This is a genomic window from Vulcanisaeta distributa JCM 11216 (assembly GCF_001315985.1).
In the GTDB taxonomy this organism is placed as follows: Archaea; Thermoproteota; Thermoprotei; order Thermoproteales; family Thermocladiaceae; genus Vulcanisaeta; species Vulcanisaeta distributa_E.
This window is the reverse complement of record NZ_BBBI01000001.1, coordinates 1-25,063: the sequence shown is the minus strand read 5'-3', so window position 1 is coordinate 25,063 and position 25,063 is coordinate 1. Positions and strand designations below refer to the sequence as shown.

General features: G+C 49.9%; 28 protein-coding genes and 6 pseudogenes. 14 read left to right on the top strand and 20 right to left on the bottom strand.

The window, feature by feature from the left end:
* The first annotated feature begins 137 nt into the window (after positions 1-137).
* Together JCM11216_RS00155 and JCM11216_RS00150 are read left to right on the top strand one after the other, a co-directional pair.
* Entirely contained in the window at positions 138-974 is an 837-nt protein-coding gene (locus JCM11216_RS00155) for a hypothetical protein (RefSeq protein ID WP_243674514.1), read from the top strand.
* A gap of 25 nt (positions 975-999) precedes the next feature.
* Positions 1,000-2,410 (top strand): annotated as a pseudogene (locus tag JCM11216_RS00150) (CoA-binding protein).
* Here the strand turns inward: JCM11216_RS00150 and JCM11216_RS14255 are convergent.
* The 5 genes and pseudogenes from JCM11216_RS14255 to JCM11216_RS00130 all read right to left on the bottom strand — a co-directional run bounded on the left by JCM11216_RS14255 (position 2,388) and on the right by JCM11216_RS00130 (position 5,964).
* Positions 2,388-2,543 (bottom strand): hypothetical protein, encoded by a 156-nt coding sequence (locus JCM11216_RS14255; RefSeq protein WP_243674512.1) that lies wholly within the window; start codon positions 2,541-2,543, stop codon positions 2,388-2,390. The pseudogene JCM11216_RS00150 and the gene JCM11216_RS14255 overlap by 23 nt on opposite strands.
* 63 nt (positions 2,544-2,606) lie before the next feature.
* Positions 2,607-3,541: pseudogene (locus tag JCM11216_RS00145) on the bottom strand (cation:proton antiporter).
* A gap of 163 nt (positions 3,542-3,704) precedes the next feature.
* Positions 3,705-5,096, bottom strand: a complete 1,392-nt coding sequence (locus tag JCM11216_RS00140) for a hypothetical protein (protein ID WP_054852928.1) — start codon at positions 5,094-5,096, stop codon at positions 3,705-3,707.
* 44 nt (positions 5,097-5,140) lie between these two features.
* Positions 5,141-5,344: a hypothetical protein gene (locus tag JCM11216_RS00135; RefSeq protein ID WP_054852927.1), complete on the bottom strand. Its 204-nt coding sequence runs from the start codon at positions 5,342-5,344 to the stop codon at positions 5,141-5,143.
* Positions 5,344-5,964: a hypothetical protein gene (locus JCM11216_RS00130; protein ID WP_054852926.1), complete on the bottom strand. Its 621-nt coding sequence runs from the start codon at positions 5,962-5,964 to the stop codon at positions 5,344-5,346. Before JCM11216_RS00130 ends, JCM11216_RS00135 begins: the two co-directional genes overlap by 1 nt.
* A 60-nt stretch (positions 5,965-6,024) precedes the next feature.
* On the opposite strand from JCM11216_RS00130, the gene JCM11216_RS14250 reads away from it, so the two are divergent.
* Positions 6,025-6,459: a hypothetical protein gene (locus JCM11216_RS14250; RefSeq protein WP_243674510.1), complete on the top strand. Its 435-nt coding sequence runs from the start codon at positions 6,025-6,027 to the stop codon at positions 6,457-6,459.
* Between the two features lie 13 nt (positions 6,460-6,472).
* Positions 6,473-7,400, top strand: a pseudogene (locus tag JCM11216_RS00125) (chloride channel protein).
* A gap of 280 nt (positions 7,401-7,680) precedes the next feature.
* Here JCM11216_RS00125 and JCM11216_RS00120 read toward each other — a convergent pair.
* Positions 7,681-8,004, bottom strand: coding sequence for a methyltransferase domain-containing protein (locus JCM11216_RS00120; protein WP_243674508.1), 324 nt, complete (start codon positions 8,002-8,004; stop codon positions 7,681-7,683).
* Between the two features lie 485 nt (positions 8,005-8,489).
* Between JCM11216_RS00120 and JCM11216_RS00110 the strand changes: the two genes are divergently transcribed.
* The 3 genes from JCM11216_RS00110 to JCM11216_RS00100 all read left to right on the top strand — a co-directional run bounded on the left by JCM11216_RS00110 (position 8,490) and on the right by JCM11216_RS00100 (position 10,851).
* On the top strand, positions 8,490-8,954 hold the full coding sequence (locus tag JCM11216_RS00110) for an Lrp/AsnC family transcriptional regulator (protein WP_243674506.1): 465 nt from the start codon (positions 8,490-8,492) through the stop codon (positions 8,952-8,954).
* Positions 8,955-9,283: 329 nt separating this feature from the next.
* Positions 9,284-9,793 carry a hypothetical protein gene (locus JCM11216_RS00105; protein WP_243674504.1) on the top strand — a complete coding sequence of 170 codons (510 nt, stop codon included), beginning with the start codon at positions 9,284-9,286 and terminating at the stop codon, positions 9,791-9,793.
* Positions 9,794-9,933: 140 nt separating this feature from the next.
* Positions 9,934-10,851: a universal stress protein gene (locus JCM11216_RS00100; protein ID WP_243674502.1), complete on the top strand. Its 918-nt coding sequence runs from the start codon at positions 9,934-9,936 to the stop codon at positions 10,849-10,851.
* A 45-nt stretch (positions 10,852-10,896) separates the two neighbouring features.
* On the opposite strand, the gene JCM11216_RS00095 is transcribed toward JCM11216_RS00100, so the two are convergent.
* Complete coding sequence (locus JCM11216_RS00095) at positions 10,897-11,364, bottom strand: helix-turn-helix domain-containing protein (protein ID WP_243674822.1); 468 nt, start codon at positions 11,362-11,364, stop codon at positions 10,897-10,899.
* A 677-nt stretch (positions 11,365-12,041) separates the two neighbouring features.
* Here JCM11216_RS00095 and JCM11216_RS00085 point away from each other — a divergent pair.
* Positions 12,042-12,344, top strand: a complete 303-nt coding sequence (locus tag JCM11216_RS00085) for a hypothetical protein (RefSeq protein WP_054852920.1) — start codon at positions 12,042-12,044, stop codon at positions 12,342-12,344.
* 199 nt (positions 12,345-12,543) lie between these two features.
* Here the strand turns inward: JCM11216_RS00085 and JCM11216_RS00080 are convergent, their stop codons facing one another.
* Positions 12,544-13,695, bottom strand: a complete 1,152-nt coding sequence (locus JCM11216_RS00080; protein WP_243674500.1) for an MFS transporter — start codon at positions 13,693-13,695, stop codon at positions 12,544-12,546.
* Positions 13,696-13,841: 146 nt separating this feature from the next.
* Here JCM11216_RS00080 and JCM11216_RS00075 point away from each other — a divergent pair, with 146 nt between their 5' ends.
* From JCM11216_RS00075 to JCM11216_RS00060, 4 genes are all read left to right on the top strand, one after another.
* The gene (locus tag JCM11216_RS00075; RefSeq protein ID WP_243674497.1) at positions 13,842-14,516 is read left to right on the top strand and encodes an ABC transporter ATP-binding protein; all 675 of its coding nucleotides are present in this window, start codon (positions 13,842-13,844) and stop codon (positions 14,514-14,516) included.
* A 71-nt stretch (positions 14,517-14,587) separates the two neighbouring features.
* Entirely contained in the window at positions 14,588-14,959 is a 372-nt protein-coding gene (locus JCM11216_RS00070; RefSeq protein WP_054852919.1) for a hypothetical protein, read from the top strand.
* Between the two features lie 14 nt (positions 14,960-14,973).
* The gene (locus JCM11216_RS00065; RefSeq protein WP_054852918.1) at positions 14,974-15,177 is read left to right on the top strand and encodes a hypothetical protein; all 204 of its coding nucleotides are present in this window, start codon (positions 14,974-14,976) and stop codon (positions 15,175-15,177) included.
* Positions 15,113-16,150 (top strand): hypothetical protein, encoded by a 1,038-nt coding sequence (locus JCM11216_RS00060; protein WP_243674495.1) that lies wholly within the window; start codon positions 15,113-15,115, stop codon positions 16,148-16,150. The genes JCM11216_RS00065 and JCM11216_RS00060 overlap by 65 nt, the downstream gene beginning before the upstream one ends.
* Before the next feature lie 14 nt (positions 16,151-16,164).
* Here JCM11216_RS00060 and JCM11216_RS00055 read toward each other — a convergent pair whose 3' ends face one another.
* From JCM11216_RS00055 to JCM11216_RS14235, 10 genes and pseudogenes are all read right to left on the bottom strand, one after another.
* A complete protein-coding gene (locus JCM11216_RS00055) occupies positions 16,165-16,587 on the bottom strand; it encodes a DNA-directed RNA polymerase (RefSeq protein WP_243674821.1) in 423 nt (140 codons plus the stop codon).
* On the bottom strand, positions 16,521-16,664 hold the full coding sequence (locus JCM11216_RS14245) for a hypothetical protein (RefSeq protein ID WP_243674493.1): 144 nt from the start codon (positions 16,662-16,664) through the stop codon (positions 16,521-16,523). Before JCM11216_RS14245 ends, JCM11216_RS00055 begins: the two co-directional genes overlap by 67 nt.
* Positions 16,665-16,805: 141 nt before the next feature.
* Positions 16,806-17,039, bottom strand: a complete 234-nt coding sequence (locus JCM11216_RS14240; protein WP_243674491.1) for a hypothetical protein — start codon at positions 17,037-17,039, stop codon at positions 16,806-16,808.
* A gap of 181 nt (positions 17,040-17,220) precedes the next feature.
* A pseudogene (locus JCM11216_RS00045) lies at positions 17,221-17,574 on the bottom strand (translation initiation factor).
* A 65-nt stretch (positions 17,575-17,639) separates the two neighbouring features.
* Positions 17,640-17,822: a hypothetical protein gene (locus JCM11216_RS00040; protein ID WP_054852916.1), complete on the bottom strand. Its 183-nt coding sequence runs from the start codon at positions 17,820-17,822 to the stop codon at positions 17,640-17,642.
* A 112-nt stretch (positions 17,823-17,934) separates the two neighbouring features.
* Positions 17,935-18,126: a hypothetical protein gene (locus tag JCM11216_RS00035; RefSeq protein ID WP_054852915.1), complete on the bottom strand. Its 192-nt coding sequence runs from the start codon at positions 18,124-18,126 to the stop codon at positions 17,935-17,937.
* A gap of 256 nt (positions 18,127-18,382) precedes the next feature.
* A pseudogene (locus tag JCM11216_RS00030) lies at positions 18,383-19,243 on the bottom strand (S-methyl-5'-thioadenosine phosphorylase).
* Between the two features lie 112 nt (positions 19,244-19,355).
* Positions 19,356-19,884: pseudogene (locus JCM11216_RS00025) on the bottom strand (PaREP1 family protein).
* A 175-nt stretch (positions 19,885-20,059) separates the two neighbouring features.
* Positions 20,060-21,271 (bottom strand): ATP-binding protein, encoded by a 1,212-nt coding sequence (locus JCM11216_RS00020; RefSeq protein WP_243674489.1) that lies wholly within the window; start codon positions 21,269-21,271, stop codon positions 20,060-20,062.
* A gap of 129 nt (positions 21,272-21,400) precedes the next feature.
* A complete protein-coding gene (locus JCM11216_RS14235) occupies positions 21,401-21,664 on the bottom strand; it encodes a hypothetical protein (protein WP_243674487.1) in 264 nt (87 codons plus the stop codon).
* Positions 21,665-21,925: 261 nt separating this feature from the next.
* Between JCM11216_RS14235 and JCM11216_RS00015 the strand changes: the two genes are divergently transcribed.
* On the top strand, positions 21,926-23,119 hold the full coding sequence (locus JCM11216_RS00015) for a hypothetical protein (protein ID WP_054852914.1): 1,194 nt from the start codon (positions 21,926-21,928) through the stop codon (positions 23,117-23,119).
* Positions 23,104-23,349, top strand: a complete 246-nt coding sequence (locus JCM11216_RS00010; protein ID WP_054852913.1) for a hypothetical protein — start codon at positions 23,104-23,106, stop codon at positions 23,347-23,349. The genes JCM11216_RS00015 and JCM11216_RS00010 overlap by 16 nt, the downstream gene beginning before the upstream one ends.
* 357 nt (positions 23,350-23,706) lie before the next feature.
* Here JCM11216_RS00010 and JCM11216_RS00005 read toward each other — a convergent pair whose 3' ends face one another.
* Positions 23,707-24,639 (bottom strand): hypothetical protein, encoded by a 933-nt coding sequence (locus tag JCM11216_RS00005; protein ID WP_054852912.1) that lies wholly within the window; start codon positions 24,637-24,639, stop codon positions 23,707-23,709.
* Between the two features lie 223 nt (positions 24,640-24,862).
* Positions 24,863-25,063 (bottom strand): hypothetical protein (locus tag JCM11216_RS14230; protein WP_243674485.1); only part of this gene is annotated, 201 nt, incomplete at its 5' end.

Here is a 25,063-nt window from a genome sequence, read left to right as displayed (position 1 = left end):
GGGTAGGCTTCGTTAATGAGAGGGGGGGGAGAGCATGTTCGCGAACTCTTGATGAGGAAGTAATTTTATAACTGCAAATTGATTCATTAACCTGAGGTTATGGCTAGGGGGGTATACCGGCCTACGCCCTTGGTGGCTTGATAATACTCGTGGGATTCATGGCATCCCTCTCCCTCATACTCTCAATACCGTCGCCACTAACCACGGTGACTGGTTACCTAAACCTGACCGCAAACGCATACCTAGGCTTCGGAAATAACCTGCTCGTGATAGTAGGCACAAACAACTTCAACTTCCCAATAACGGAACTAAGCATCTACATACCCAGGACTGGCACGAACATAACAATAAGCGGCAAAATACCCAGCGGCTCATACTTCCTAGTGATGATTTACCAGGGGGGGCTTAATAACACCGTAATCATAGCCCCAGGGCTAAGCGTGACCGGCTACCCAGGGGGGGACTTGGCAGACCTAACCAAGTCGGGGGTCGCCTATGGATTCAACGCCACGGTCCTAGTCTATGACGTGGTTAAGAGGGAGCTCTTTCAATTAACAACCCAGGACTCGGGCATTGTATACGCGGTACCGTTAATAACGAACCTCTCGATACCAATCCTTGGAGTCTACGTATTCCAGATGGCCCCCCCGATGGGGGGGAGTACGAACATCACGGGCTTCAACCTGGTCTCCCTTGGGCAAGTGATTGGTGAGGTTAGGTGCAATTTCAGTGAGCCAATACCGGTATTGCCGGGTGGTCCCACGTACTTCGCAATAAACATATCCTCTATAAACGGCACACTGAAGCCATTGGGTACTTGGTACTACTGCAATGCAACACCAACAACATCACTACCAACGCTCCTCTACCTAAACCTCGCCCTGAAGTACGTCTACACATACAACAACATAGTGATTATTAGGGAGGACTGGTTCCCCGTATATATAGCGCCCATGCAGATGAGTAATACGTAATAAGCCCAGCCCACATTCATAAGCCGTGAGTGAGGGCCTTAACTACCTATTCAATCCCAGGTCAATAGCAGTGATAGGCGCCACGGCAAGGGAGGGAAGCGTTGGCGGTGTGATAACCAGGAACCTACTCACCAAGTTCCGGGGCAGGGTCTACCTAGTCAACCCAAGCTACACGGAGTTACTGGGCCATAGGGTCTACAGGTCCGTGCTTGAGGTTCCCGATGAGGTTGACCTAGCCGTAATAGTTACTCCGGCACCCACCGTGACAAGGATAATTAATGAGTGCGTGGCGAAGGGCGTTAGGGTAGCCGTAATAATTAGTGGCGGATTCAGCGAAACCGGTGAGGATGGGGCGAAACTCGAGAGGGAGGTTAAGAATGCAGCCCAGAGCAGGGTTAGGGTGCTCGGTCCTAACTGCATCGGTGTTTATAATGCATTTAATGGTCTTGACACGTTCTTTATACCGCAGGATAGGATGGAGAGACCTAGCCGGGGGGGCCAATAGCCCTCATAAGCCAGAGTGGTGCCGTCGCCGCCGCAATCCTTGATTGGGCAGCCAGGAGGAATATTGGGGGGGTTGGGTTAGCCGTGAACTACGGAAATAAGCTGGACATTAGTGAGGTGGAGTTGCTCGAGGCCCTGGCAGGTAATGAGGATGTGAGGGTTATCGTTATGTATATTGAGGGATTGAAATACCCAGGAGAGGGCAGGAGACTCCTTGAGGTCATAAGGAACGTGACCAGGAAAAAGCCTGTGGTTGTTTATAAGGCGGGCAGGTCGAAGTCCTCCGGTAGGGCCGTTAAGTCTCACACGGCTGCTGGCGGGTAATTACGAGATCTACAGGGCAATGCTAAGGCAGGCGGGTGCAATAGAGGTTAATAACCTAGTGGATGCGCTTGAGGTCGCCAAGGCATTAGCCACGCAGCCATTACCGAGGGGCAACAGGGTGTTGATAGTCACGGATAGTGGTGGGGGCTGGTGTTCAGGCCGTTGATAATGTGGAGTCCGTTGGGTTGGTTGTTCCTGAACTGCCGCAGGAGGTTCGCAACACACTCTCTAGGTCATTACCTCCCTTCGCAAGTACGGCTAACCCCCCCATTGACTTGACGGGTAGCGCCACGGATGCCATGTACGAGTTCGTACTAGACACGGTACTACCAACGAACTACGTGGACATGGCATTGGTACTAGCCCAAATGCAGTTACCTGGCATGACGCCTAAGCTGGCGGATTACATAATTGAGGCGGGGGGGAGGTTCGATAAGCCGATAGTCGTCTACGGAATTAGCGCCAATGAGGATGCCAGGGCCTTTAAGGCAAGGCTTGAGGAGGGCGGCGTGCCCACTTATGATAGGTTGGAGACCGCGGCCAATGCATTGAGGGCTTTATATGAGTATGCGGTGATTAGGGGGTTTAGCGCGCCCTCACTGACCTGAACCTGCAGGCCTCCCGCCTATAGGCTACGGCGCCTATTATCGTGGTTATCAACACCATGAGTATTATAACTCCGAAGTCACCCATGGTAATAAGCCCACTGCTCAATCCAATGGATGCGACTACAAGGCCCATCTCACCCCCCCCTGGGTATCATGCCGTAACTAACGATTATTGAGTCACGGCTATCACGAAGCCTCAGGTAGGCGAATGGGTATATACCAATGACCTTACCCATGATTGCACGATAGAGACCACGATAGCCATTACCAAAACCTCGACGTTAAGTACATACCTAAAATTTAGCTGGAGGCCCATGACTATGAAGAATATTGAACCGAATATGGCGAGCAGCACGTTCACGGTCTCCCTAACCCTCTGCGAGAACCTGCTCTCGGCAACAGCCACGCCGGCTATGAACGCGGCAATGACCTCGGAGAAGCCCATGGTCGTCATTATGAGAACGATACCAAAGAGAACCACCAGGGATGCATACACAATGATCTCCTCACCAACCCTATCTAGGATCCTCGGTATGAATAATACGGAGAGTAGGAATATCAGGACCCAGAGGGCCACGATCTTTACGGCCGTGATTAGGGTGCCGTATGTAAAAACGCCGGCGCTATCACTGCAGTAACCATGGACAGGAGTATTAGGGCAACGACATCATCAATGGAGGCAGCCGTAATCAAAACCTTAGTACTGGGTAACCCAGTCAAGCCCTCACGCTCAATGATCCCAGCAACGACCGCCAGGCTTGTGGGCGCCGTTGATAGGGCAATGATTGTTGATTCCACAAACGGCAAACCCATACTCACTAAGGCCCAGTACACCAGGGTATAAGGGACTATGGCGCCGAATACTGCGGCTAACATGCCATAGACACCACCCTCCCTAAGCGTGGATAGACCATGCTCAAGGCCCGAGGCAAATAATAGCAGTATCACCGAGAGGTTAGTCAGGAATAATAGGTAGTCATTAATCGTGAATAACCCCCCCATGTGGAGTACCGCGTTCAATATGGAGCCCAGGGCGTATGGGCTTAGGGTAAGCCCAATGAGGAGCTCGGCAACGACCCTTGGAAAGCCATACCTAGCGAGGACACCACCCGCTAAGTCAGCCAGTAGCACCAGGATACTAACCTCAAGAAGCGTGAGGAAAATAGACTCACCAGCGGGCACAGGCTACGTCGAGTGTTCGCCTTAATAAACAATACTTCGGTGGTTTTAATGGGGGGGAATAGAAAATAAAAACAATTTTTAATACCATGCAATGACGCAGCGCCACCATGCGCTATGTACTTGAACTAACCACCGTTACCTGATTGGTAAATACATCAACTGTAACCGTTATTGGCGATGGACTATTGAAACAGCCCAGGAAGTTGCCGAAGGTTGACGTGAAGTTTATAGTTTCATAAAGCGGTGGATAACCACCAGGCTTGCTTGGGTCAAGCATGAATATGTCGCTGGGTATCACGACATACGTATAACCAATCTCTGGATTATTGAAGTTCCAAGTCCATTTATCTTGACCGAGACTTGGATTGCCTGAGTAGCCCCAACCAATGGTTCCCTGGGTAACAGTCTCGGACACTTGCACATAGACGCCGGATGGACCAGCACTAAGTGTGTATGATATTGTTTGCTGACTGGATGATGAACCTGTCGGTGCGGCGCTCCAAAATACCTGGCCGGGGGGGTAGGTATTGGAATATGCATTAACGCCCTCACCTGCGTAGCATGGTATAAAACCAAGGCTGGGATCACTCGTTGAGAAACCCTCCACTTCATGCTGTATTAGGTTTAGGAACCACCAGTACGGACCAGGGGGGGATTGCTGGTATGCATAGTAGAACTTAACCATGGCCCACTGCTCACCAGCCAATTCACCATACCAATCGTAGGTACTTGATGAGTACCAACCCACGTAGCCCACGTACGTGAATCCTTGAATGAATACTGTGGTTGACGTCGCGCTTGATTGAAACTTAATCCTTGGGACCCCCCCAAGCGTTAGGGTTGGTACTGGGGCATAAAGCTTATTATTCATGTCCGTCAGCATACTATCATAATCCCTCCAGCCCCCCCTCAGCACCGCATATGTTAAGTTGTTTGATGGTAATCCCTCAAAAATGTCCCAACCCGTCACAAATCTGCTGGCGTTCTTTGATGGTATCATTGTAACCATTACCGCGGTGATACCACTCGGTAACTCAGGTATAACGGTTTTGTTGGGGGGGCCGGGCTCACCAATAACCACGGTAGCTCTTTCGCTGATAAAATTACCTATTAAATTCAGTAATGCATTACCTGCGTTGGAGCCAACAACTTCAACGGGTATACCACGCCCTAAGTAATTGATCACCTCACGCCTATAATAACTACTATTCAGGCTTAGCAAGTCATCCTCAATAACAACCATGCTGCACGAGGCATTGCCCGGAAGCCAAGACTCCACGGTAAAGGGCACATTAACCATGCCCAGGCCCTTGGCGATACTCGCTACGTATGGGTTACTCAGGGAGCCGACAATACACACTGTAGGCCTAGGAACACCATTAAGTAATGCGGAGACGGCATTGCTATTATTCATCACAGGCCCATGAGATACGTGAAACTGCATTAAGGATATGGCAACAATCACTACCACAACGCTAACTAGGGCATAGATTACTCTCCTCATAACCAATCATTAAACCACCCAAGACTCTTTTTTAACTTGGGAGTTCAGTTAAAATGCGCCCTGCGAATTACGTAATCAAGCACCCTAAAACCAACGATAAAGATAAACACCGACAATGAAACCACGGTGATGAAGTAGACCGTGGATAGGGACATTATTAATGATGAATTAATGAGCCCGAGAGCAACTGCGTTGTCTATGTACCAGGTAAAGGAGTCCATGTATGCATGAGCTAGGATCATGAGCACTAAGCCCCCCTCAACCCCCCCCTATTAACGGTTTGATAGGCCTTAAGGAGCATTGACGAGCCTGGATGGAATAGGAAGGAGACCACGGGCTGAGTGGCAAGGCCGACCAGGCTTATGATGGGCGCCACGGCAATGTACTGGTATTGAGTATCGAGATTTACCGACACAGGTACTAGCAATGACATAACCACACTCGCAATGGCAAATGCAATATCCACAAGGGCAAAGCCGTAACCAATGTACAGGGCCGACTTGAGTTCACGACCCCTAACAGCCAGGTACTTGAAAACCTCCTGAAAGACCCCCCCAGCCATTAACCCCATGTAAATGGCCACTAGGTAAATATTCGATTTAACAAAGCCCAGGATCAAGCCAGTAATTAATGATGCACCCCCAATCACGACCTCCTTAATGTGGATTAGGATAACCATGAGTATTGGTATTTCCTGAGCAATCACCTGCAGTATTAGGGCGAGGACCATAAAGCCAATACCCATTAAGACCCATGAAGCCCTACCACGCCATGTAAATCGGTTAAGCATTACGTAAGCAATGACAGAGGACGCAATTAGGTAGACAATAGCCAATAACGCAGTCATTAACTGCACCATTGGGTTCACCTGACACAATTCGTTCTAATAGATAATGTTTTAAAGGTTTTCATAATCTTCATGCACGTCATGGACATAGCTAGGCAGTCCTACGCCGTTAAGTGGCTCATACTCGGCGTACTGATTGGGGGGGTGGCCGCAGGCGCCTCGGCACTAACGTTCTACCTAATACTTAGGTTAACCACATACATATTCCTAAACCTACTGGTTGGTTATGAACAGCCAGAGCCCATTGGGCTCGGTGGCTCACTAATGTACGCACCACGCATTGAGAGACCTTGGTTAATACCCGTATCCACGGTGATCGGCGCAGTGATTATTGCCTACCTCGCCAGGGAGTTCCGCGAGTCCAGGGCCGGCCTTGATGCCGTCATTGAGGCATACCACGGTAGAAGGAGACCCTTCAGTAACCCTGTTCTTCACGGCTTTGTTAATGTGGTGCTCTCGGCAATAACAATAGGCTCAGGGGGGCTCCGCGGGGGGGCCCGAGGCACCCACCGGTAACTTCGGAGGTGACTTGTCGCACTTCATTGCCGAGAGGCTTGGGCTTAATGATGAGGATAGAGCCTTGGCTATGATTGCTGGTATGGGCGCGGCTTTAGGCGCGATATTTAAGGCGCCAATAGGCGGTGCATTACTCGCGGCTGAAATACCCTACAGGAGGGACCTCGAAGTTAGGGCCCTATACCCAGCCCTCGTGGCCTCGCTGGTGGCCTACGCAATCTTCTGCCTAGCAACTGGCTTTAAGCCATACCTGGGCCAGGTAATGATGAACACGCCCATAGCGTCAATCCCACTCTACGTTGTTTTGGGGGGGATTGTTGATGGCGCCGTAGCCATAATATACATTGAGTCGTTAGATGGCGTCCGCAGGTTATTCAGTGGGTTGGGGGGGGTTAATGACGTGGTCAGGACCGTCATTGGCGGCTTAATAATTGGCTTGATCGGCCTCGCGACACCCCCCCAGGTACTTGGTGCCGGTGAGGGTTGGATGGACTTGGCGATTTACGCAAGGTTAAGCGCCTTCTCCTCACAGGTAATACCACTCATAATACTCCTAGCCCTGCTCCCACTCATTAAAATAATCTCCACATCAATAACCCTGGCTCGGGGGGGAGGTTGGCGGCGTCTTCGCGCCAGGCCTCGTAATAGGGGGGGCCTTCACGGGGGGGCTGGACATGGGCCTACTCTTCCACAGCCTATACCCCCCCACGCTCACGCCTAACGTTGCCCCCCCATTCGTCGTAGTGAGTTCCCTGGCAATGTTCGGCGCAGCCTCAAACGCCCCACTCGCCGTCATGGTAATGCTCCTCGAAATGACAAACAACTACCGAATACTTCCTGAGGCAGTCATTGCATCGGCAATAGCCTACCTAATGACGACTTGGAAGTTCACGGTATTTAAGGCCCAGAGAATCAATAAAAGGCATACCAAGCACGAGTGAACGCCGGACATAACTGTTACATAATAATTACGGCAGGTAAGTGAGTAACCCCCTTGGTAATGATAACCACCGGGTCCTTTTATAGAAAGCATTTAAGACTTATCAGACGGCACTCCTGACCCTAGGTGGTAATGAATTTATGAACTCCCGATCAGTCTCAGCCCTCCTCCCCCCCATCTCCCCCCCAACCTCCCTCTCACGCTCCTCAAGCTCCCTAATCACCTCCTCAGAACTCATTACCCAAAATTACTGGCTAGCGCTTTACATTAAAACCTAAACCTTAGGGAATTAAGTGCCTAATCAACTCATTATCCACAGCCCTAGGCGACAGGGCATAGACGCGGGCACCGAGACCCAGGGCCTCCCTAAGCACCTGCTCACCATCGGTCTCCGCATTAACGACATTAATCAGCAGGGCGTAGTCTATGGAGCCAGGCCTGATGGGTAATAGGGCAGCGTCTGCGCACACCACGTCAACGCTTGGCAGGTTATTGGCGTACCTAAGCACGCCGCAGGCGATGTCAAGGCACACGTACTGCCTAGCCGAGCCAGACAGAAGGCCGCCCCCCCCACGCCAACCCCCCCCACAACCAACATCCAACACCCTCGCACCCCCCCTAACCCCCCCAGCGCCTCTGCGGCGCCTAGGTAGCCGAGCACGCTATCCCTTAGGTAAAGCTCCAGGTACCTGGTGCCCAGGGCCTCGTAGTAATCACGTACATAAAGCTTGTAACTTAGCATGATAAATATAATTGATGTAGAACTTCCTTTAATTCTTTAATGCAAGGCATGGTCACTATCGCGTTTAATGATGCCGTACTGAACCAAGGCATTTGCCTGCGTTTTCCAATGCGCGTGGAGCAAGTATTTTAAGTAAAACCATTGGTTCTTGAGCCGATGGAGTAGGATACAACGACTAGGCTTGTTACCTCGATATGCGCCTAACCTTCTCGTCATTATTTTGATGTAATACTGGATTATGCGCATCTCAGCTTGGAAATGCCTTAATATCAATGAGTATTAATACAACAGTTTAAGTATGAGGCCATAGACCCACATAAAAAGGCTTATATTTCCTGTGTTGATTTTATGGTCGAATTTATGAGACGTGGGCATGGAAATGACTCTCTACTACTTGATGATTTAGATCACGAAATACTGAGGATCCTTGAGGAGGATTGTACACTTACTTATCATGAGATTGCGAAGAGGGTTGGTAGGAGCCCGTGGACCGTTAGGCATAGAATTGAGAGACTCAGGCGTATGGGTATTATTAAGGGGGGGTGTAGGGCTGTGGTTGATTATAAGGCGCTGAGTTATAGTGAGGTTATCCTGTTCTTTAATGTGTCTCCGGAGAACATGGAGGAGGCCCTGGACTTCATAAGGATGCAGGAAATGGTCAAGGAATTATTCATAATTAGTGGCGATAAGCGTATTGCAGCTGTCATAGTGGGTAAGGATTTAGATGGTATTAGGAGATTCATATTGAACAATCTCACTAAGTTTAAGATATATAACACGGAGCTTGATGTTGTGATTGATAAGGTGAAGTAAACAGTTACGGCGATGCGTTGAAAAATCATTGCTTATTCGAAGGTCTCTGCATGATGGGTTTTACACACGTCTCATAATATGGTCAATGATTATCCATGGAATTCATTTTAAGAAAGTATTATGGATTGCACATGCATAGTCAAATCGTTTAGTGGCAATTTTTGCCTCCCTCCCTACTTTGATGATCTAATTATTGCAACTATATTTCATTACTATCCAAGGTTTTGTCAGAGAGACTTATTAGCTCGATGTGTTTTGTCGCGCCTCGTGACATCAAATACACTTGAAGTAAGTAATAGGTTAGAGAGAGTTAGGGCGCACCTTGATAGGTGGTTGGGCGCTACGTAGGTCTCATGATAATTCTCGGTTTGGTCACAGGTTACTACAGTATGGGTTGGGTGCATTATCACGAGCAGTTATTGAACATGATAATGATGGCCTCCATATACATAATGATATTCCCCATGCTACTCATGTTAAATATAAGAGCGTTAGGAAACGCCTTTAGGAATTACAAGTTGACTACAGCAGTGGTATTGCTGAACTTCGTTTACGGCCCATTAATGGCAGTAATACTTGGATTATTGTTTGTTCCAAATCCCTTCGTTAGGTTCGGCCTCTTCCTTGCCTGGGCTGTCCCATGCTCATCAATGAGTATTGGCTATGTGGGGGGGTTGATGATGGCTGACATAAGCGCCGCAACGGCTATGGTAGCCCTATCATTCATACTATCACTCGCGTTGATACCCGCCGAGTCCTCAGTCTACATAAGCATGTTCCTAACCCATGTAAGGGGGGGCTTACGCTGTCCGGTGCGGTCCTTGGTAAGGTTGAGATGAACCTAGTCATGACGATAATAGAGGTCCTAATCATACCGCTAGTCCTGGCAATACCAACCCGTGAGGTGATGATTAGGAGGATGGGGGGCAAACAGGTTTAGGAGGATTAGCCCATTATTCCCATCAATCACCATGATTGGATGATGATCATAATATTCACAATATTCTTCGCCCATGCAGGAGTACTTATCACGCACATAATGGATGTGCTGGGCATATTCTACTCGGCTATGGTTTTTGGCTCTGTATCGCTCACAGTATTCACACTATTCTTTAAGTACGTTAAATTGAATAGGAGGGGGGGTGAGTCGCCTTATGACCCGGCAATGGTGGCCATACTAACTGGTATTCCAAAGAATGAGGCAACGGCCATTGCGTTAAGTTCAGTGGCGCTCGCGCCGCTCGGTTCTGGAATTGCCTTCCTAGCCTCAATGCCACCATCATTACTACCTGCCTTCCAGGTGATCTTCATAATACTATTCCTCAAGTTAAGGGACAGGGTAATGAACTTCTATGGAGTCAGGAGAGAGAAGGAGGCTATTAAGGTGCCCGTGGAAGAGAGGGCTAAGGTCAGCGTTAAGGGTGTTGCTGAGGAGAGTACCTTCGAGGTTGAGAGCCTAGCAGTTAGGCCAGGCTTAAACGTCTTGGTCCCTGTGGACTTATCGAGTGATACGGAGAGGTGGGTTATTGAGGGATTGAACAGGTTAAGCAACATAAGTAGTGTAACATTCCTTTACGTTGTACCGCTTAACCTGTCTGAAGTTAGTGAGTTCATTACGGAGAACGTTATTGCCGATGGGAAGAAGATTGCAGAGAGTAAGATGAGGAGCTTAATCAACGCCATTAGGTCCAGTAAGATTATTGAGATAAACAATATGGATATTAATTATGAAATAGCGGTTGGTGATCCCGCATCAGTAATTATTGACTACGCGAGCACAGGTAAGTTCGACCTAATCATGATGGGTCATAGGCCGCATATGATCGGCAGTGTTGCACTGAAGGTTGTGGCGAGGTCCCCCCCAATACCCGTACTAATAATCAGGAGAGCTGAGTGAAACCAAGTATTAAAGTCAAAATTTATCATTTACCCAGGGTAATGCCTACCTGCTATTCATGCAGGTGTTGTTGTTCTTTATCCTTATTATTTCATTCAACACGCACTCCATGTTACTCAGGTTACTCAGTATTAGGTCAATCCTATCCCTCAACTCAGGCATTTTATCCTTAAGCTCAAGCAGCCTCTGCTTAAGTGGTATAACCTCCTTATCGAGCATCTCCACCGGCTGATTTAGGAAGAGTTCATAGAACATGGGCACTGCAGTAAAAACCCTAACCCTACCCCTCTTCTCAGGCTTAACCATGTAATACCTAATTAAATTATTAAGTGATTGGGACACAGTCGATAAGCTAAAGCCAGTCTTCTCGGAAATCTCCTTCATAGTCATGGGTCCGGGGGGGCTCATGAGGAGTGCCGTGTATATTATTATGTCCTTCTCACTAAAACCCCAACGCCTAAGTATCCTACCCATTAGCTCCAGGGAATCATTCAAGGCATCACCAAGGGACATGGCAACCACCCAAAACCCTAATAGGAGAAAATTAAAGAAAATTTTGAATTTTTAAAAGTTACACACAGCATGCTTAGCCTCACTTCTTAATGGCCACGAGTATTCCTCCGATCAAGGCAAGTATGGCACCGACTTCCCAGAACCCACCATCAAATGGCATAGTTATTATTGCGAGCACAAACACAGTCCAGCCAATGGCAGCAGGCCACCTCTTATAGAGGGGGTAGTAGTATGAACATGATGATGCTTAGGGAGATCTCAGTCCAACCAACCACGGAGACACCACCATAATGCCAACCATAGAACGTGCTCATGCCAAGCACCAGGCGCCATCAATGAGTATTAGCAACGCGCCAATTATCGCAAGCCAAAAGCCCCCCCATGTACTTAACCTACCCACCGTTACCTGTGCAGGTTTGGACTGGTCTTCACCCATACCACTCACCAACTATACTGTTAATTCACTAATTTATAAAACTTTCTTAATTTCTAAAAATAATAAAACATTAGAAATTTTAGAAAAATAGAAAGATTAAGACCACGATACACGTGAAGCAACACTTATAAGCCGCGAAGGAGACACGAATTATTATGAGGATCTTAATACCCGTACTTGATAGGAACAATGAACAATCAAGGATATCACCACACTTCGGCAGAGCCCATACCTAGCCCTGGTGGATATTGATGATAACAGTAAAATACTAAGTATATCATTCACAGAGGGCGAGGGACCACATGAGGAGAGAGGAGAGGGCGAACAAGCCTCAGTCGTTCGCAGGAGTATTCATGAGAGGATAATAGGGTTAAGACCCGATGCAATTATGGTGATGAGGATCGGGCCCAGGGCAGTCTATGACTTCATAACCCATGGGATAAGGGTAATGAGGATTCCGGAAACAGCGGTGACCATTGCCGACGCCATAGACTCACTCCGCAACGGTACAGCAGAGGAGTACGTGCTGGAGAACGAGGAGTAAACAACTAATTATTGCATTAATACCGCCTAGGGCCTCGTAGTAATTACCCATATAGAGCCTATAGTTAAGCATAAGCCATTACTAATTATTTGATTATGGGTTTTAGCCCTTATCTACAATTAACTTATGGTACTTAATTAATGATTGCCGTATTTCAATCCCCCCCCAATGCACCACCTTCATTGCCATACTGCCGTGGTTACCTAATCTCATTATCTCTAACCCTATTCCTGTACATTAGGTAAATCGTCAAGTCATACATTATCTTCATGGATCCGCTGATTATGAATGGTAGGGAGTAGAGCCCCCCCTGGGATATTAAATCACCAACAATTAATGGGCCGGGCAGGGAGCCTATGCTCCTCGCGGTATTCGTCACGGCATTCGCTGGGACCCTCTCCTCATCACTGAATATCTGCGCCATGAACGCCTGCCTAGTCGGCACATCCATTTGTGATACGCTTTGTCTCAGCAAAAGAAATGCGAGACTCCCCATGAAGGAGCCCGCGAGTGGCACTAGGATTAGGAATACGTTTGATAACAAATGCGTGTAGACCATGGTCCTCAAATTACCAATCCTCTCGGCAATCAACGGCGCAATAACCAGCGAGATCGCCGTAACCACATTAACAACCATGAAAACCAACCCCAACTCCCTCAGGGTCACCCCATAACGAACATAGAACCAGTAGGACAGTAGGGACTGCGTAACCAACCCACCACCAAAGGCATCCACTGAGAATAGTATTGATAAATTCCTAATATCAACAACGGCAGCCCTACCCAAACCCCCCCTCAACCCAGGCCTCCTACCCCCAGCCTCAATATTACCCAACGCACTATAGATTATTGCCATGACCAAACCGGCCATGGCGTATATGAGGTACATCAACCTAACAAAAACCAGTTTATCCCCCAGGTAGGCCGGTATTGACGATGCGAGGGCACCCAGGGATGAGGCCGAGTAACCAATTAGGTTGTAAATACCCAAGACCCTACCCAACCTATTGCCCGTGAACCTGGGCAGTACGCCAACCTCAATGGATTGGAAGGGACCTGCCTCAGTCCCAGTCGTACTTATGTTACCCATGAACAGCGCCAGGGCTAGTACGGGGGGGTATAGCGAGGATGAGGATAGGAGGATGCCGGAGACGAAAGTGAGGAGACTAAAAATGATCAATAAACTCCTCCTACCAATCACGTCGCCAAACCACGTAAGTAGTATGTTTGAGGAGACATTACCGAGGACTACCAGGAATATGGATACACCAACATAGGTTGGTGAGAAGCCTAGCATTGCCAGGTAAATCGGCGTCAACACGCTGACCATGCCGAAGACGAAGGTCCTCAACCCCCTTAACAAATAAAATCAGGTAAACACTCCTGTGCATTCTGAATCGGCCATGAGAATCACTGATTTAAACATAATCACTGGTAAAGCCGGGGGGGTGATAACCCAATAAAGTAATAAAAGTGGGTGTGTTGGCGTTTAATTGAATGGATTGTGCATTGAGAATTGAAAAATTAACCGTTAAGTATGGGAGCAAGGTCGCCGTTGACGGCCTAAGCACCTGTGTAAGGCAGGGTGAGACCTACTGCCTCCTGGGCCCGAATGGGGGGGCTGGGAAGACGACGACGATTAAGGCCGTGCTAGGTCTCGTGAGGTATGAGGGGGTCATAGACATACTTGGCATGGGACCACCAAGGCCCGAGATCATGAACCACGTGGGTGCGGTCCTGGAGACCCCACTGGTCCTGGAGACCTTGAGCCCAAGGGACTTCCTGGAGTTCGTTGGCTCGGTTAGGGGTGTTAGGGACTCCAGGTACGTGGAGGCCTTGGTCAGGGCCTTGGGCCTTGAGGAGTTCATTGACAGGCCAATAATGACGCTGTCCGCGGGCAATAGGCAGAAGGTGGTTATTGCGGCAGCCCTAATGCATAGGCCGAGGCTCCTGCTCATGGATGAACCCTTCAATTACCTGGACGCCAAGTCCGTGAGGGTTATTAAGGAGTTGATGCAGAGGCACCTTGAGTCCGGTGGTTCGATACTCTTCACGACACACATAATGGAGGTTGCCGAGAGGGTTTGCATGAGGATCGGCATCATGAGCATGGGCAAACTCGTAATAGAGGGAACGCCTACGGAAATTATTAACGCAGCCAATGCGGGGTAGTCTCGAGGACGCCTTCCTAAGGGCCATTAGGGCTGAGGACGAAATCAAGGGATTGCTGGAGGGTTTATGACATGAATGCCTGGTGGCTTGGTGGCCTGGTCTATAGGGAATTGATTGTTCAGGCAATAACCCAGTCCAGGAGGACTGGGGGGGCTAGGCCCGTCAAGGTTGATAGGATTGTTAATGGCTATGGGGGGGTAATTAAGGCCGTGGCCTCGATAATGACCACAACATACCTAGCAGCGCCGCTCATCATAGACCTAATCACGCACTGGAATGGCGCAGCTAGCATGTACCAGTCACCACCCTATGAATACCTGGCCATGTACTTCATAATATTAATGATCTACATGCTACTAACCCCCCCAATAGTTACCTCCGTAATGGGCTACCCGGTGATTGGTGACCTACTCAGGGTGTTGGGTCTCAATGAGGCTTCATAAGGCTCGCCGCAACGGTGGCCATAATTAGGGCCGTAGATGCGCCATTATTTGCGTCAATCATGATGGCAATAATAATATCAGTAATAGTACACACGCCAGTGTTGGTGTTAGTCACGGCGCAGGCACTTCTTCTGGGTTTGATGGGGGCCGTTGATGGGTATAGTGGCTCTCGACACCGTGGTCAGGAGGAGGGGATTGGCAAACGCATTCTTGACTAGGTCGCTCGTTGTTGTGATGAATTCAATACCCTGGGCAATAGCAATGGCACTACTGATGCTCAGTGAGGACCCCCCCGGCATCATAAGCCCTGGAATTGCCCAATACGTACCGCTGGTAAACGACCCATTGATCATGAAATACCCAATGGCCGTCATGAACTCCATGGTAACCACGGTAATACTCCTCATAACCGATGTGTACCTAGTGATAAATGCGGGACCTAGGCTGCTGAGGCCGAAGATACCAGGCGGCCCAGAGTCCGTGATAAACATTGGGAGGCCATTCATGGGGTTCAGATTCAGGGGGGGTTCATTCACGGGCTTGGTTAGGTACTACATGAAGATGATATTGAGTGCCAGGGGATCCCTGGGTATGGTCATTGGTGGCCTGCTCATGGCCGTGTTCCTATACGCATCCCTGGCCACCTCAATGAATGACCTAAGTCAATTCGGGTTGATGATCGGTGTCATGGCCTACGCAGCCCCATTGGCCTTCATATCCTCGTTCCTGCCCGTCATGATGTACAACGCGGAATACTCCGCACTGCCAATAATACTCACAATACCAATAACACCGATTAGGAGGATGCTTGCAAAAATACCCATGGTACTAACGACATACTACGCACTCGCAGTACCCATAGTGGCAATACTCACCGCCCTACACCACCAATCAGCCATACCACCAATCCTAGCCCTCTCCGTATCCCCACTTGCCTCAACCGTGATGTCCGCCGTAATATTCCAACTTGAGGTCAGGGACTACCTAAGGGGGGGTTCCCAGGCCCTGGCGTTACTGAACTTGGTCAATACCATACTAATAATAATGACGGCCTCAATACCAATGATAGCCTTTATCACGGTCCAGGTAATTACAACGAATACGGCCTACTCAACAATCACCCTATTAATCACGGGCACGGTGGAAACAATGACGCTTTCCCTCATCCTAATCGGGCTGGCTAGACGGTAAGGAAGAGGGAAGGACTACTGCTTCTGCTGAGCCTTGGCCTGTGCGGTCTTTTTACCACCACTGAGCTCCTCCTCAATCCACTCAAGCTTACCAAGCATTGGCTGCCTAAGGGTTAGGCTGACCCTAACCACGTCCCTATTGCCCGCGGTCACGTAGCTCACGCCAACGACCCTAGCCCTAACAACGTCGCCCCCCCTACCAAGCCTACGCCTACTACGCTCACCAACGAAGGCACCGCTCTGCTTGTCGTAGAGAACCACGTTATCCTCCATCATCTGGGTCCTATGTATCAAGGCGTCGATGGGCCCAACCCTCACGAAAGCCCCGAAGTCCTCAGTCCTAACCACCTCACCCTCAACAACCTCGTTAATTAACGGCGTGTAAACAAGGGCCTTAAAGCGAACCCTGTTGTACGTGGCCCCCCCATCGCCGAATATGACCACGCCCCCCTCCTACTGACCTCAACGTCGAATATGGCCACGTAGACGCCCACATCCCTCTCAACCCTACCCACGTACTCACCCCCCCCACAAAACCTCAAAGGCAACCCTCTCCAGCGGCTCCCCCCCAAACCTACTGGGTGGGATCCTGATGTAGTCCTCGAGTGTCAAAACCCTAAACATGCAGGCTCCGTTTTAAGAAACCCTTTAAAAAACTAATCACCCAACCCATAAACCTCCCTCCACGGCCTACCCTCCTCAACCATCCTAAGTATCATAACCCTAACCTTCTCAACACACGTAAGCAAGTCCCTACCAAGCATCTCCGCAATCACTGGGCCGGCCACGGAGGCTATGAAGCCCGAGGAGGCGACAATGGCCATGTACCTAGCCAGGACAAATTCACCACTCAACTCCACAACCCTCTCCATAACCTTCCAGGCATTCACCAACTCATCACCACCGCAATCAACGCCCAGGGCACCACAGGACCTATTAAGGACCTCAATGCATAGTTTTGAGAGGCCATTTATTATTGACGCACCATCACCCCCCCCAAGCGATTCACTAACCTACCGGGCAACTCATCCCTCAGGTACTTAATTAATGCCTCATCCCTCCCAATCATCCCTAGGTCTCCACAATGGTCTCATCAATCAATATATTCTCCTCCCTAAACCCCCCCCAACTCCACAAGCAACTTCTTAACCCTCTGCCTCTGGTCACCCTGAACCTCAATGACATTATCCTTAACAGTACCACCAGCCGCAAGCCTACGCTTAAGCTCCTTGGCAATGCCATTGATGTCTATAGCCTTAACATCAGAACTATCAAACTCAATAACAGTAACCAAGTGCCTCTTCCTCCTCTCAACCCTAACCCTAACCAGGGCCTGCTCCTTGCAATCTCCGCCTCAGCCGTACTCTCACCACCAAGCACTGACGAAAGCAACTCATCAACTATGTCTCCCTGACCCTCCCCCACTCATGGACCGAGTAAGTAAGCAACACATGTATTTATATCTTTTGCGTCCAGGAAAGGACGCAACATCACGAAACAAACAGGGAGGAACCCCCAAGATCAATGAAAACCCTACCACCAACACTCACCAACGCCCCATACACAAGGAGATAACGAGTAGTCTGGGCAGTACTAAGGCCAAAACCCACCAAGCAGTCCATCGGGGCTGAAACATCGATGACGCCGCCATTGACCTCCCTGGTGATGGCCACGGGCCTCGGGAAATCAAGGCCCCCCCTGGGCAGGTCCCAAAGATCAAGCGGTGGTTGAGTGGGCGTGACCTACAGCCCACGGCCCTACGCCCAACCAGTGAGACCCCCCCAATCACGTAGTCACCAACCAAGAACCCGAGGACCAGGTCGAACCAGGGCTTGTCAATGGGCCCCCCCTCAACGGCAACGCTCTAACAACCAAGTCGTTTACTGGGTACTCACGGCCAAGGTCAACCAGGGTGAACCAGGGAACGGCTTGGATGGGCAGTAGGTACTTATCACCAACCCTACGGGCCCCCCCCAAACCTCCTACCCAACTCAACACTCGAGGCCCTAAACAAGGCCTCCAACTCATCCAGGGAGGTGACGGGGAACTTACCACCGAATTGCCTAACAACCATGGGCGCTGGTCATAAGTATTCTTGGTAGGGACTATAAATGCGTTTCTCCAAAATACGCAAGTGCCCAACAAACTCAGGCAAACATCCAAGGTTAACCCTACGAATTACAAAACCCAACCCCCCCAAAAGACGGCAACGGGGGGGTTTAATCACCAAACACTAGACACAGGCGTTCCTCAACGCCTCCTCGCACCTGACGTGCACATCCCTGGGTATCCTGGGTATCACGCTTAGGAGGACCTTACGGGCAAGCTCCAGCTTCTCACTCATGACCCTCTCCACAAGCTCGGCAGTCACGGGCTGGTGCGGGACCCAAATATCGTAGTCGGTCACCAGGGCGAGCAATGAGTAGCACATGCCCAACTCACGCACCAGGTTTATCTCGGGCACGAGCGTCATACCAATTATGTCACAGCCATAGACATCCCTCCAAACCCTGGACTCAGCCTTGGTGCTGAACCTCGGGCCCTCAATACACACGTAGCAACCACCGAGGTGCGTCTTATTAACCCTGGAGGCCTCCTCAAAGAGCAACTGATTAATGACTGGGTTGAAGGCTCAAGGCCAATCTGTATGTGGCAGGTCCTAGGACCATCAAAGAACGTGTACTCCCTACCCTTCGTAGCATCGAAGAACTGGTCAGGAATCACGAAATCCCCCCCAGGCGCAAAGTCCTGCCTAAGACTACCCACGGCACTGACACTAATCACGGCCTTAACGCAAGGGCCCACAAGGCCCAGGCATTGGCCCTATACGGGATCCTGTGCGGCGGGTATCTATGCCCACGGCCATGCTAGGCAGGAAGGCAACCCACTCATTACCAACCCTACCAATCACGACGTTATCGCTTGGCAAGCCATAGGGCGTGTGAAGCTGAACCTCAAAGTACTCACTGAAGAAACCAGCCTCATAAAGCCCACTACCACCAATAACGCCAACGTAGGGCAGGGCATCAAGACCCAACTCACGCGGGTCAAGGGGGGGCGCCTTGGTAACCGTCAACTTCCTAACCTCAACCACGGTAATGCCGGGAAAAGGACCTATAAAAGCGTTACCCAACAACCAAATAACGAGGCGGAAACCAACGGCTAAGCACAATCACGAACTACCCACTAAACCCTCCCTCAATGCCTTAAGCTACTCTCAAGTACGTCACTCCCCCCCTTATCCTCTGCTTTAGGTTCCCGATCCTATTCACTAACTCCCTCATCAGCTTTATCACGGTTGCTACTGCTTTCTGCCTATCCCTGTACTTCGATAGTGCCATATCGGGATCTGGCCCGTTGTATTGGTAGTCGTGTAGTTCCAGGGCTACCGCGGTCCATGCGGATAATCCGTAGTGACCAACCTCCTCAAGCATCTGTGATAGCCTGACCATCCTCGTTGTTGGTACCCCGGAACAGCCCTATTTACAAGCCACCTACGCTCCTCCTCGGTCTTGGCACCCCAACAAACTTATCAAGCTCAAGCCTAAGCAAAGCCGCCAACAAAGCCCTCCAGGCCTGGAAAGCCTTACCAGCCGAGTTCCTAACCAAGCCCCCCCTACCAAGGAACTCAAGGGCTAGACCAGTCTCAACCAAAGCCTCCAACAACCTAACACTCACATAATCCTCCGTAACTGGCTTAGGCAGCGGCCTCTCAGGGGCTTCGGTATTCGCAATTTATTAATTGAGTTAGCCCTTAAATACTTAGTGATTTGCCGTAATGCCAGTAACTTAATTTTGGCGATTGGATTCCGTGCTTCAGATTATTCGTTACATAAAACCCGCCGTAATTACTACTAAGGTAAATGCGCACAAATCCTTACTGCCTAATACGGCCTTATCCACGCACTACCTAACGCTGCGGTTCACTCGTTCGTGAGTACTTCCTAATTAATTCATCGTAATCGACCTCCCTAAGCATTGGGTCAATTAGCCTATACTCGCCCTCCCTGACCCTCTCAACGAAGTTATAATTAATTAAGGCATTTAGCGCGTTTACAAACTCCCTATCGCCGAACTCCCTACCGAGTCTCGTCGTTACAGCGAACTTAATATCCTTCCACCTACTCACGAATCTCAATGCCGATAGTATGGCCAGGTAGAGCGCCTTGTTCGCCTTGTCCTCTAGGAAGTGCTCAAGCTCGCTGATCATTATCTTAACGCCCTCATTAACCGTCTCCCTCAGCGAGTCCTCTATGCCCAAGCCCCCCCTAACCCCCCCATGGTAATTACCGAAGAGTGTTAACCAACCAACCACACCATCAAGCCTATTGATGACGGTGTCAAAGGCATGGAATTGAACACCCAACTCATTAAATCCCCCCCTCCTTAGGAACTCCCTAGACAATTCATCACTAAACGGCCTAAGCCTAACCTCCACCGGCGGCCTGCCGTACAGCGGCGACTCAGGGCTCGGCCTTAGTAATGCCCTAACGAGGCCCACGTACGATCCAGTGAACACGAAGGAGGCCCTCGGATTACTCGCGAATACGTTGCCGAGTATCCTTAGGAATTGACCACTGACCCTACTCAACTCCTGAACCTCATCAATCCCGATCACGGTGTCCTCATCGATTGATAACAGGAGTTCCAACAAGCCATTGAATACCCTGGAACCCCCCCTACTTAGGGTGATACCTGCCGAGCCAATGATGAAGTTCAGCGAGACAGTAAGCCTAAGCCTTACGCGTGATTTATTAATCTCATTAATTAATATCGCAAGCAAATCCCTAAGTGTTGTGACGCCCCCCCTCGCATTGACATAGATCGCCCTAAATCCCTCCCTAGATAACTCATTAAGTACAACCTTCAATAGGCTGGTCTTACCAATACCACGCTGACCACTAATGACAACCCAATTACCAGCCCTAACCTGCCTCTTAACATACTCAACCTCCTCATCCCTACCAAAAAGCTCATCCCGAACCTCCTTCGGGTGCAGGTCAAAGAGCACTGCAGACCCAGCAGTAACTGAAGACCCAGCAGTTATAAGGATATCTCCCGAGGAATCACCAAGCCACTCCTCAAGCCAGGTAATAGCCTTAACACATAGCCCAGGATACACGTACTAATTAACAGGACCTACGGCCCGGACATCAATCCCTGCGCAATGATTCAACGGCCTTCCTGAGCCTATACTCCATTCTCTTCATGTATATTGCCATGGCGGCCATTCCGAGGAATTGTAGGCCGATTAGGGTCCCATCCCTACTACCACCATCAACGACGAGAATCCTCTCCCTAGAAACACCAACGCCATTAACTCCACAGAACCATGCAGATGGAAGTAGGGTATGACCATGGTGTCGCCGGGAATAACCACATAATCACCATAACAAAGAAGATAACAATAGGAAACCCCCCCGCTAGACGGGGGTGGGCAAACCCACAACCCCCCCACACCACAGAACCCCCCCCAAAAACTCAGCACCACAAACAACACCCTTAAAACCATCACTCAGGGAAAATCAACAACCAGCAATCAGCCACCGCCGAGGGAGTTACCAAACCAACTCATCAACCAGGTACGCACTGCCCCTTACCACGCCATTACTACGCCCAGCAACGATAAAAGCGCCCATGGCAATAAACAACACCAACACAAATCACCTCCCACGACCACCCACTGGCGCACATCCTCATGCCAATTACGAAATCCCCAACCCACTCCAGAACAATCATTCATAACCTTATAAATCATTTAGAGAAACACAGTATTGTGGAAGACCCACTTAAGGTGGCTCGCAGGATTGAGAGGAGGTTGAGGCAAAGGGGGGGCTCGGGGCCAACCCTCAACGAATTCGCGGACCACGTAACGCTGGGGGGGGTAGATCCCCTAAAGCCAGTGTTTAGCAGGCACATAGCGGTGCTATACATCACGGTCACCCAGGCAATAACCAACAGGAAAACCGCAGCCACAGCACTCAGGCTGATTGATGAGGGCGTAGTCCTGGACCTCTTCGCCACCGGCGAGCACCACTTTAGGAGCATGCACCACATAGGCATACTCCTAAACCGCTACATAAACATAATCAGGGCCATCATCACCGAAGACCCAGAAATCCTACTCAACGAGGAGAGGGCGGAGAGGGCTGGCGCATTTGCCGTGGCGGCGACGAAGGCGGCCACCCTAGCAATACCCCATTTAAGGGATGAGGACCATGTGGTGAGGGCTGCGGCCACAGCCGCGGTCAGCGGCTCCAAACCAACAATACCAGGCGCCCTAACAGCCCTCTCCGGCGTTAGCATTAACCCTGCACTCGACGACGAATTAACAGAGGAAGCCATAATGCGGCTTCGCAACTTCTTTCTACACGCCCTCAGGGCATTACCGTGGCAAGGCGCCACTAAGCTCATCGCAGAGGCATTAAACACCCTTAGCAATGACGCAGTAAACGCGTTGGTGAGGCATGACGTGGAGGATTACGTAATCATGTGGAACGCGTGGCTCTTCAACAGGTTGCAGCGGCTCCACCATGGCGAGAAGTACGTAAATGCACTACTAAGTGCGCTCAGGGCGTACGCAGACACGGCATTACCCACCGACGAGCAGGAAAGCGGCATTAAGCCATACATCGAGAAAGCCCTCAGGACATTAACACCCGACCTACTAAATGAGGGAATACACGCCCTTCAAGTGTTTAACACGATCGTGAACTCAACCACATCAATAATCAAACCCAGCACCCAGCAATACGTGGATGACGAAACACAGGCCAGGGCCCTGGCAATGCGCATTACGGCATTGGCAAGCGATGCAATTGCAAAGGCAATCAACGAATTAAACGACCACGAGAAAGTCACGAAACCATTCTCAAACGCCCTCGGCAACGCCGCCCTAGCCATACTCGACATAGCAAGTAAGGAGGGAATGCTGACTAGGGACTCGGGGGGGATTTGGTTAGGGCGGTGACGGACCTCACGGAGCCCATTGTTAGGGCACTAGCCCTACTATTGCTCAAGTTCGGCGTGGGCATACTACAGGACGCCCAGAAACTGGTGAACAGGATCATAAACTCCATGTACTCCCAGGGCTGGAACGAGTTATTCCTCGTCACCATGCTCAACGACCCAGACACAGCGGAGGAATTCATAAACGGAAGCACGGAATGGCAGGAAGACCTGGGAACCACAATAAGGTAAATTAAAATCACGAGGGAGCTATGACGATCGAAAATGAAGTTCAACGACCGCTCTAATTAATCAAGGCCTAATCATTAACCCTGCCACCACCCATAGCCCGGCAGTAGTGGTACTGTCACGTTACCAACACTCGTATACAACACCACAAAACCACAGTATAACCCAACCACGCTGCCTGAGAGCGCGTAATTCACTACAGGCCATTTAGATACACCTTAGGGACTAACTAAAGCCATTAAGCGACCTCACGAATCGTGGAATTACACGTATCAATACCTACAGGTATTATGGTGACTGGGAGACAGAGTTTAACGCGCACCTCAAGCTTTATTAATTACCCCATTAACATTTTACTCATTACCCACTTATTATTCCCATTGGTGTTAACGTCATTGACCAGCCACCAGTCTCATAGTTAATACTCACTATGTAATTATCACCGATGTACGAACCAGGACCATTGATAAACTCAATAACTAACCAATAAATTCCATTACCTAACAGGATTTCCGACCCAGTTGCATAACCGGTACCACAACCCATACCAAGTGTGGGTGCGGTGGTTGGGGGGGACTTAATTACCAGAACTATTGGGTAGTAAGAGGATGAAGTCACCACACTACAACTTATACTATTCCAACTAACGCCACCAGATATTAAGTTACTAAGAAAAACGTGATACACCGCGTAATATGTCACGTTACTTGGCATTAGCACCTGAATCGACTGATTACCTAGGCTTATTGATTGATTTATTAGTGTTAATGACCCGTATGGAGCTAGTACCACAAGTATGGCCGTATCATTACCAACAACCTCGTCGTTGAGACCATCGATCGTTAAGTTCACAAGGCCACGGTATACCCTAATAGGGATTGCTATTATACCCATCGTATTAGGCTCATTAGGCGTAACCTGCAGCCGACCACTCACCAGCCTTGGGTAACCAGGCACACTACTCCAAAGAACCAACTGCCCACCAAGTAACGAATCCACAAACCCCCCCCTCAACTCCTCATACTCACCCCCCCTCAAACTCGTATAATTAACCTCAAGTTGGTTATACTGCGACTGCAGTGCTGAGTAGTTCGCCTGCAACACCACGTATTGGCTCTTCAATTGACCATACTCCACCTGCAGCACAGTGTAGTTAGTCCTCAGCGAATTAACCTCACCCTGCAACGCCGAGACCCTCGAAGCCTCATTACCAACAAGCATACCGAGGTAAACACCAACAACCACAAGAACCACAACCAAAACAACCACAACATACAGGTACGGACTAGGCATAACCAACAAGAAAACACAACCAACTTTAAGCATTACCCCCCCAAACCACCAACATAACCCAGCCTCTCAACCTCCCCCCCCAACACCTGATTATTTACTGCCCTTGCATTGAACAAAATGAGTGCCTTATTGATGAACGCATCAAGAGCCTAACCACTGAGTTAGCCATAACGGTATGAACAACACCCAACCAAATTAAAAATGCAAACCCGGATATGCAAAATCATGAAAGAACAACCCAACCCCCCCAACCACACCCAGGCACCCACCCATTAAACCCCCCCACCACCCGCACCTGGGGCGATTGGGAGTGGCGGGCTCCCCCCCCTCGGGAAAACCCTCGGGGGGGGTTACACCCCCCCACCCCCCCATCAACCCCCCCGTCTTCTACGGGGGGGACCCTCACCCGGCACCCGGCGGGTTT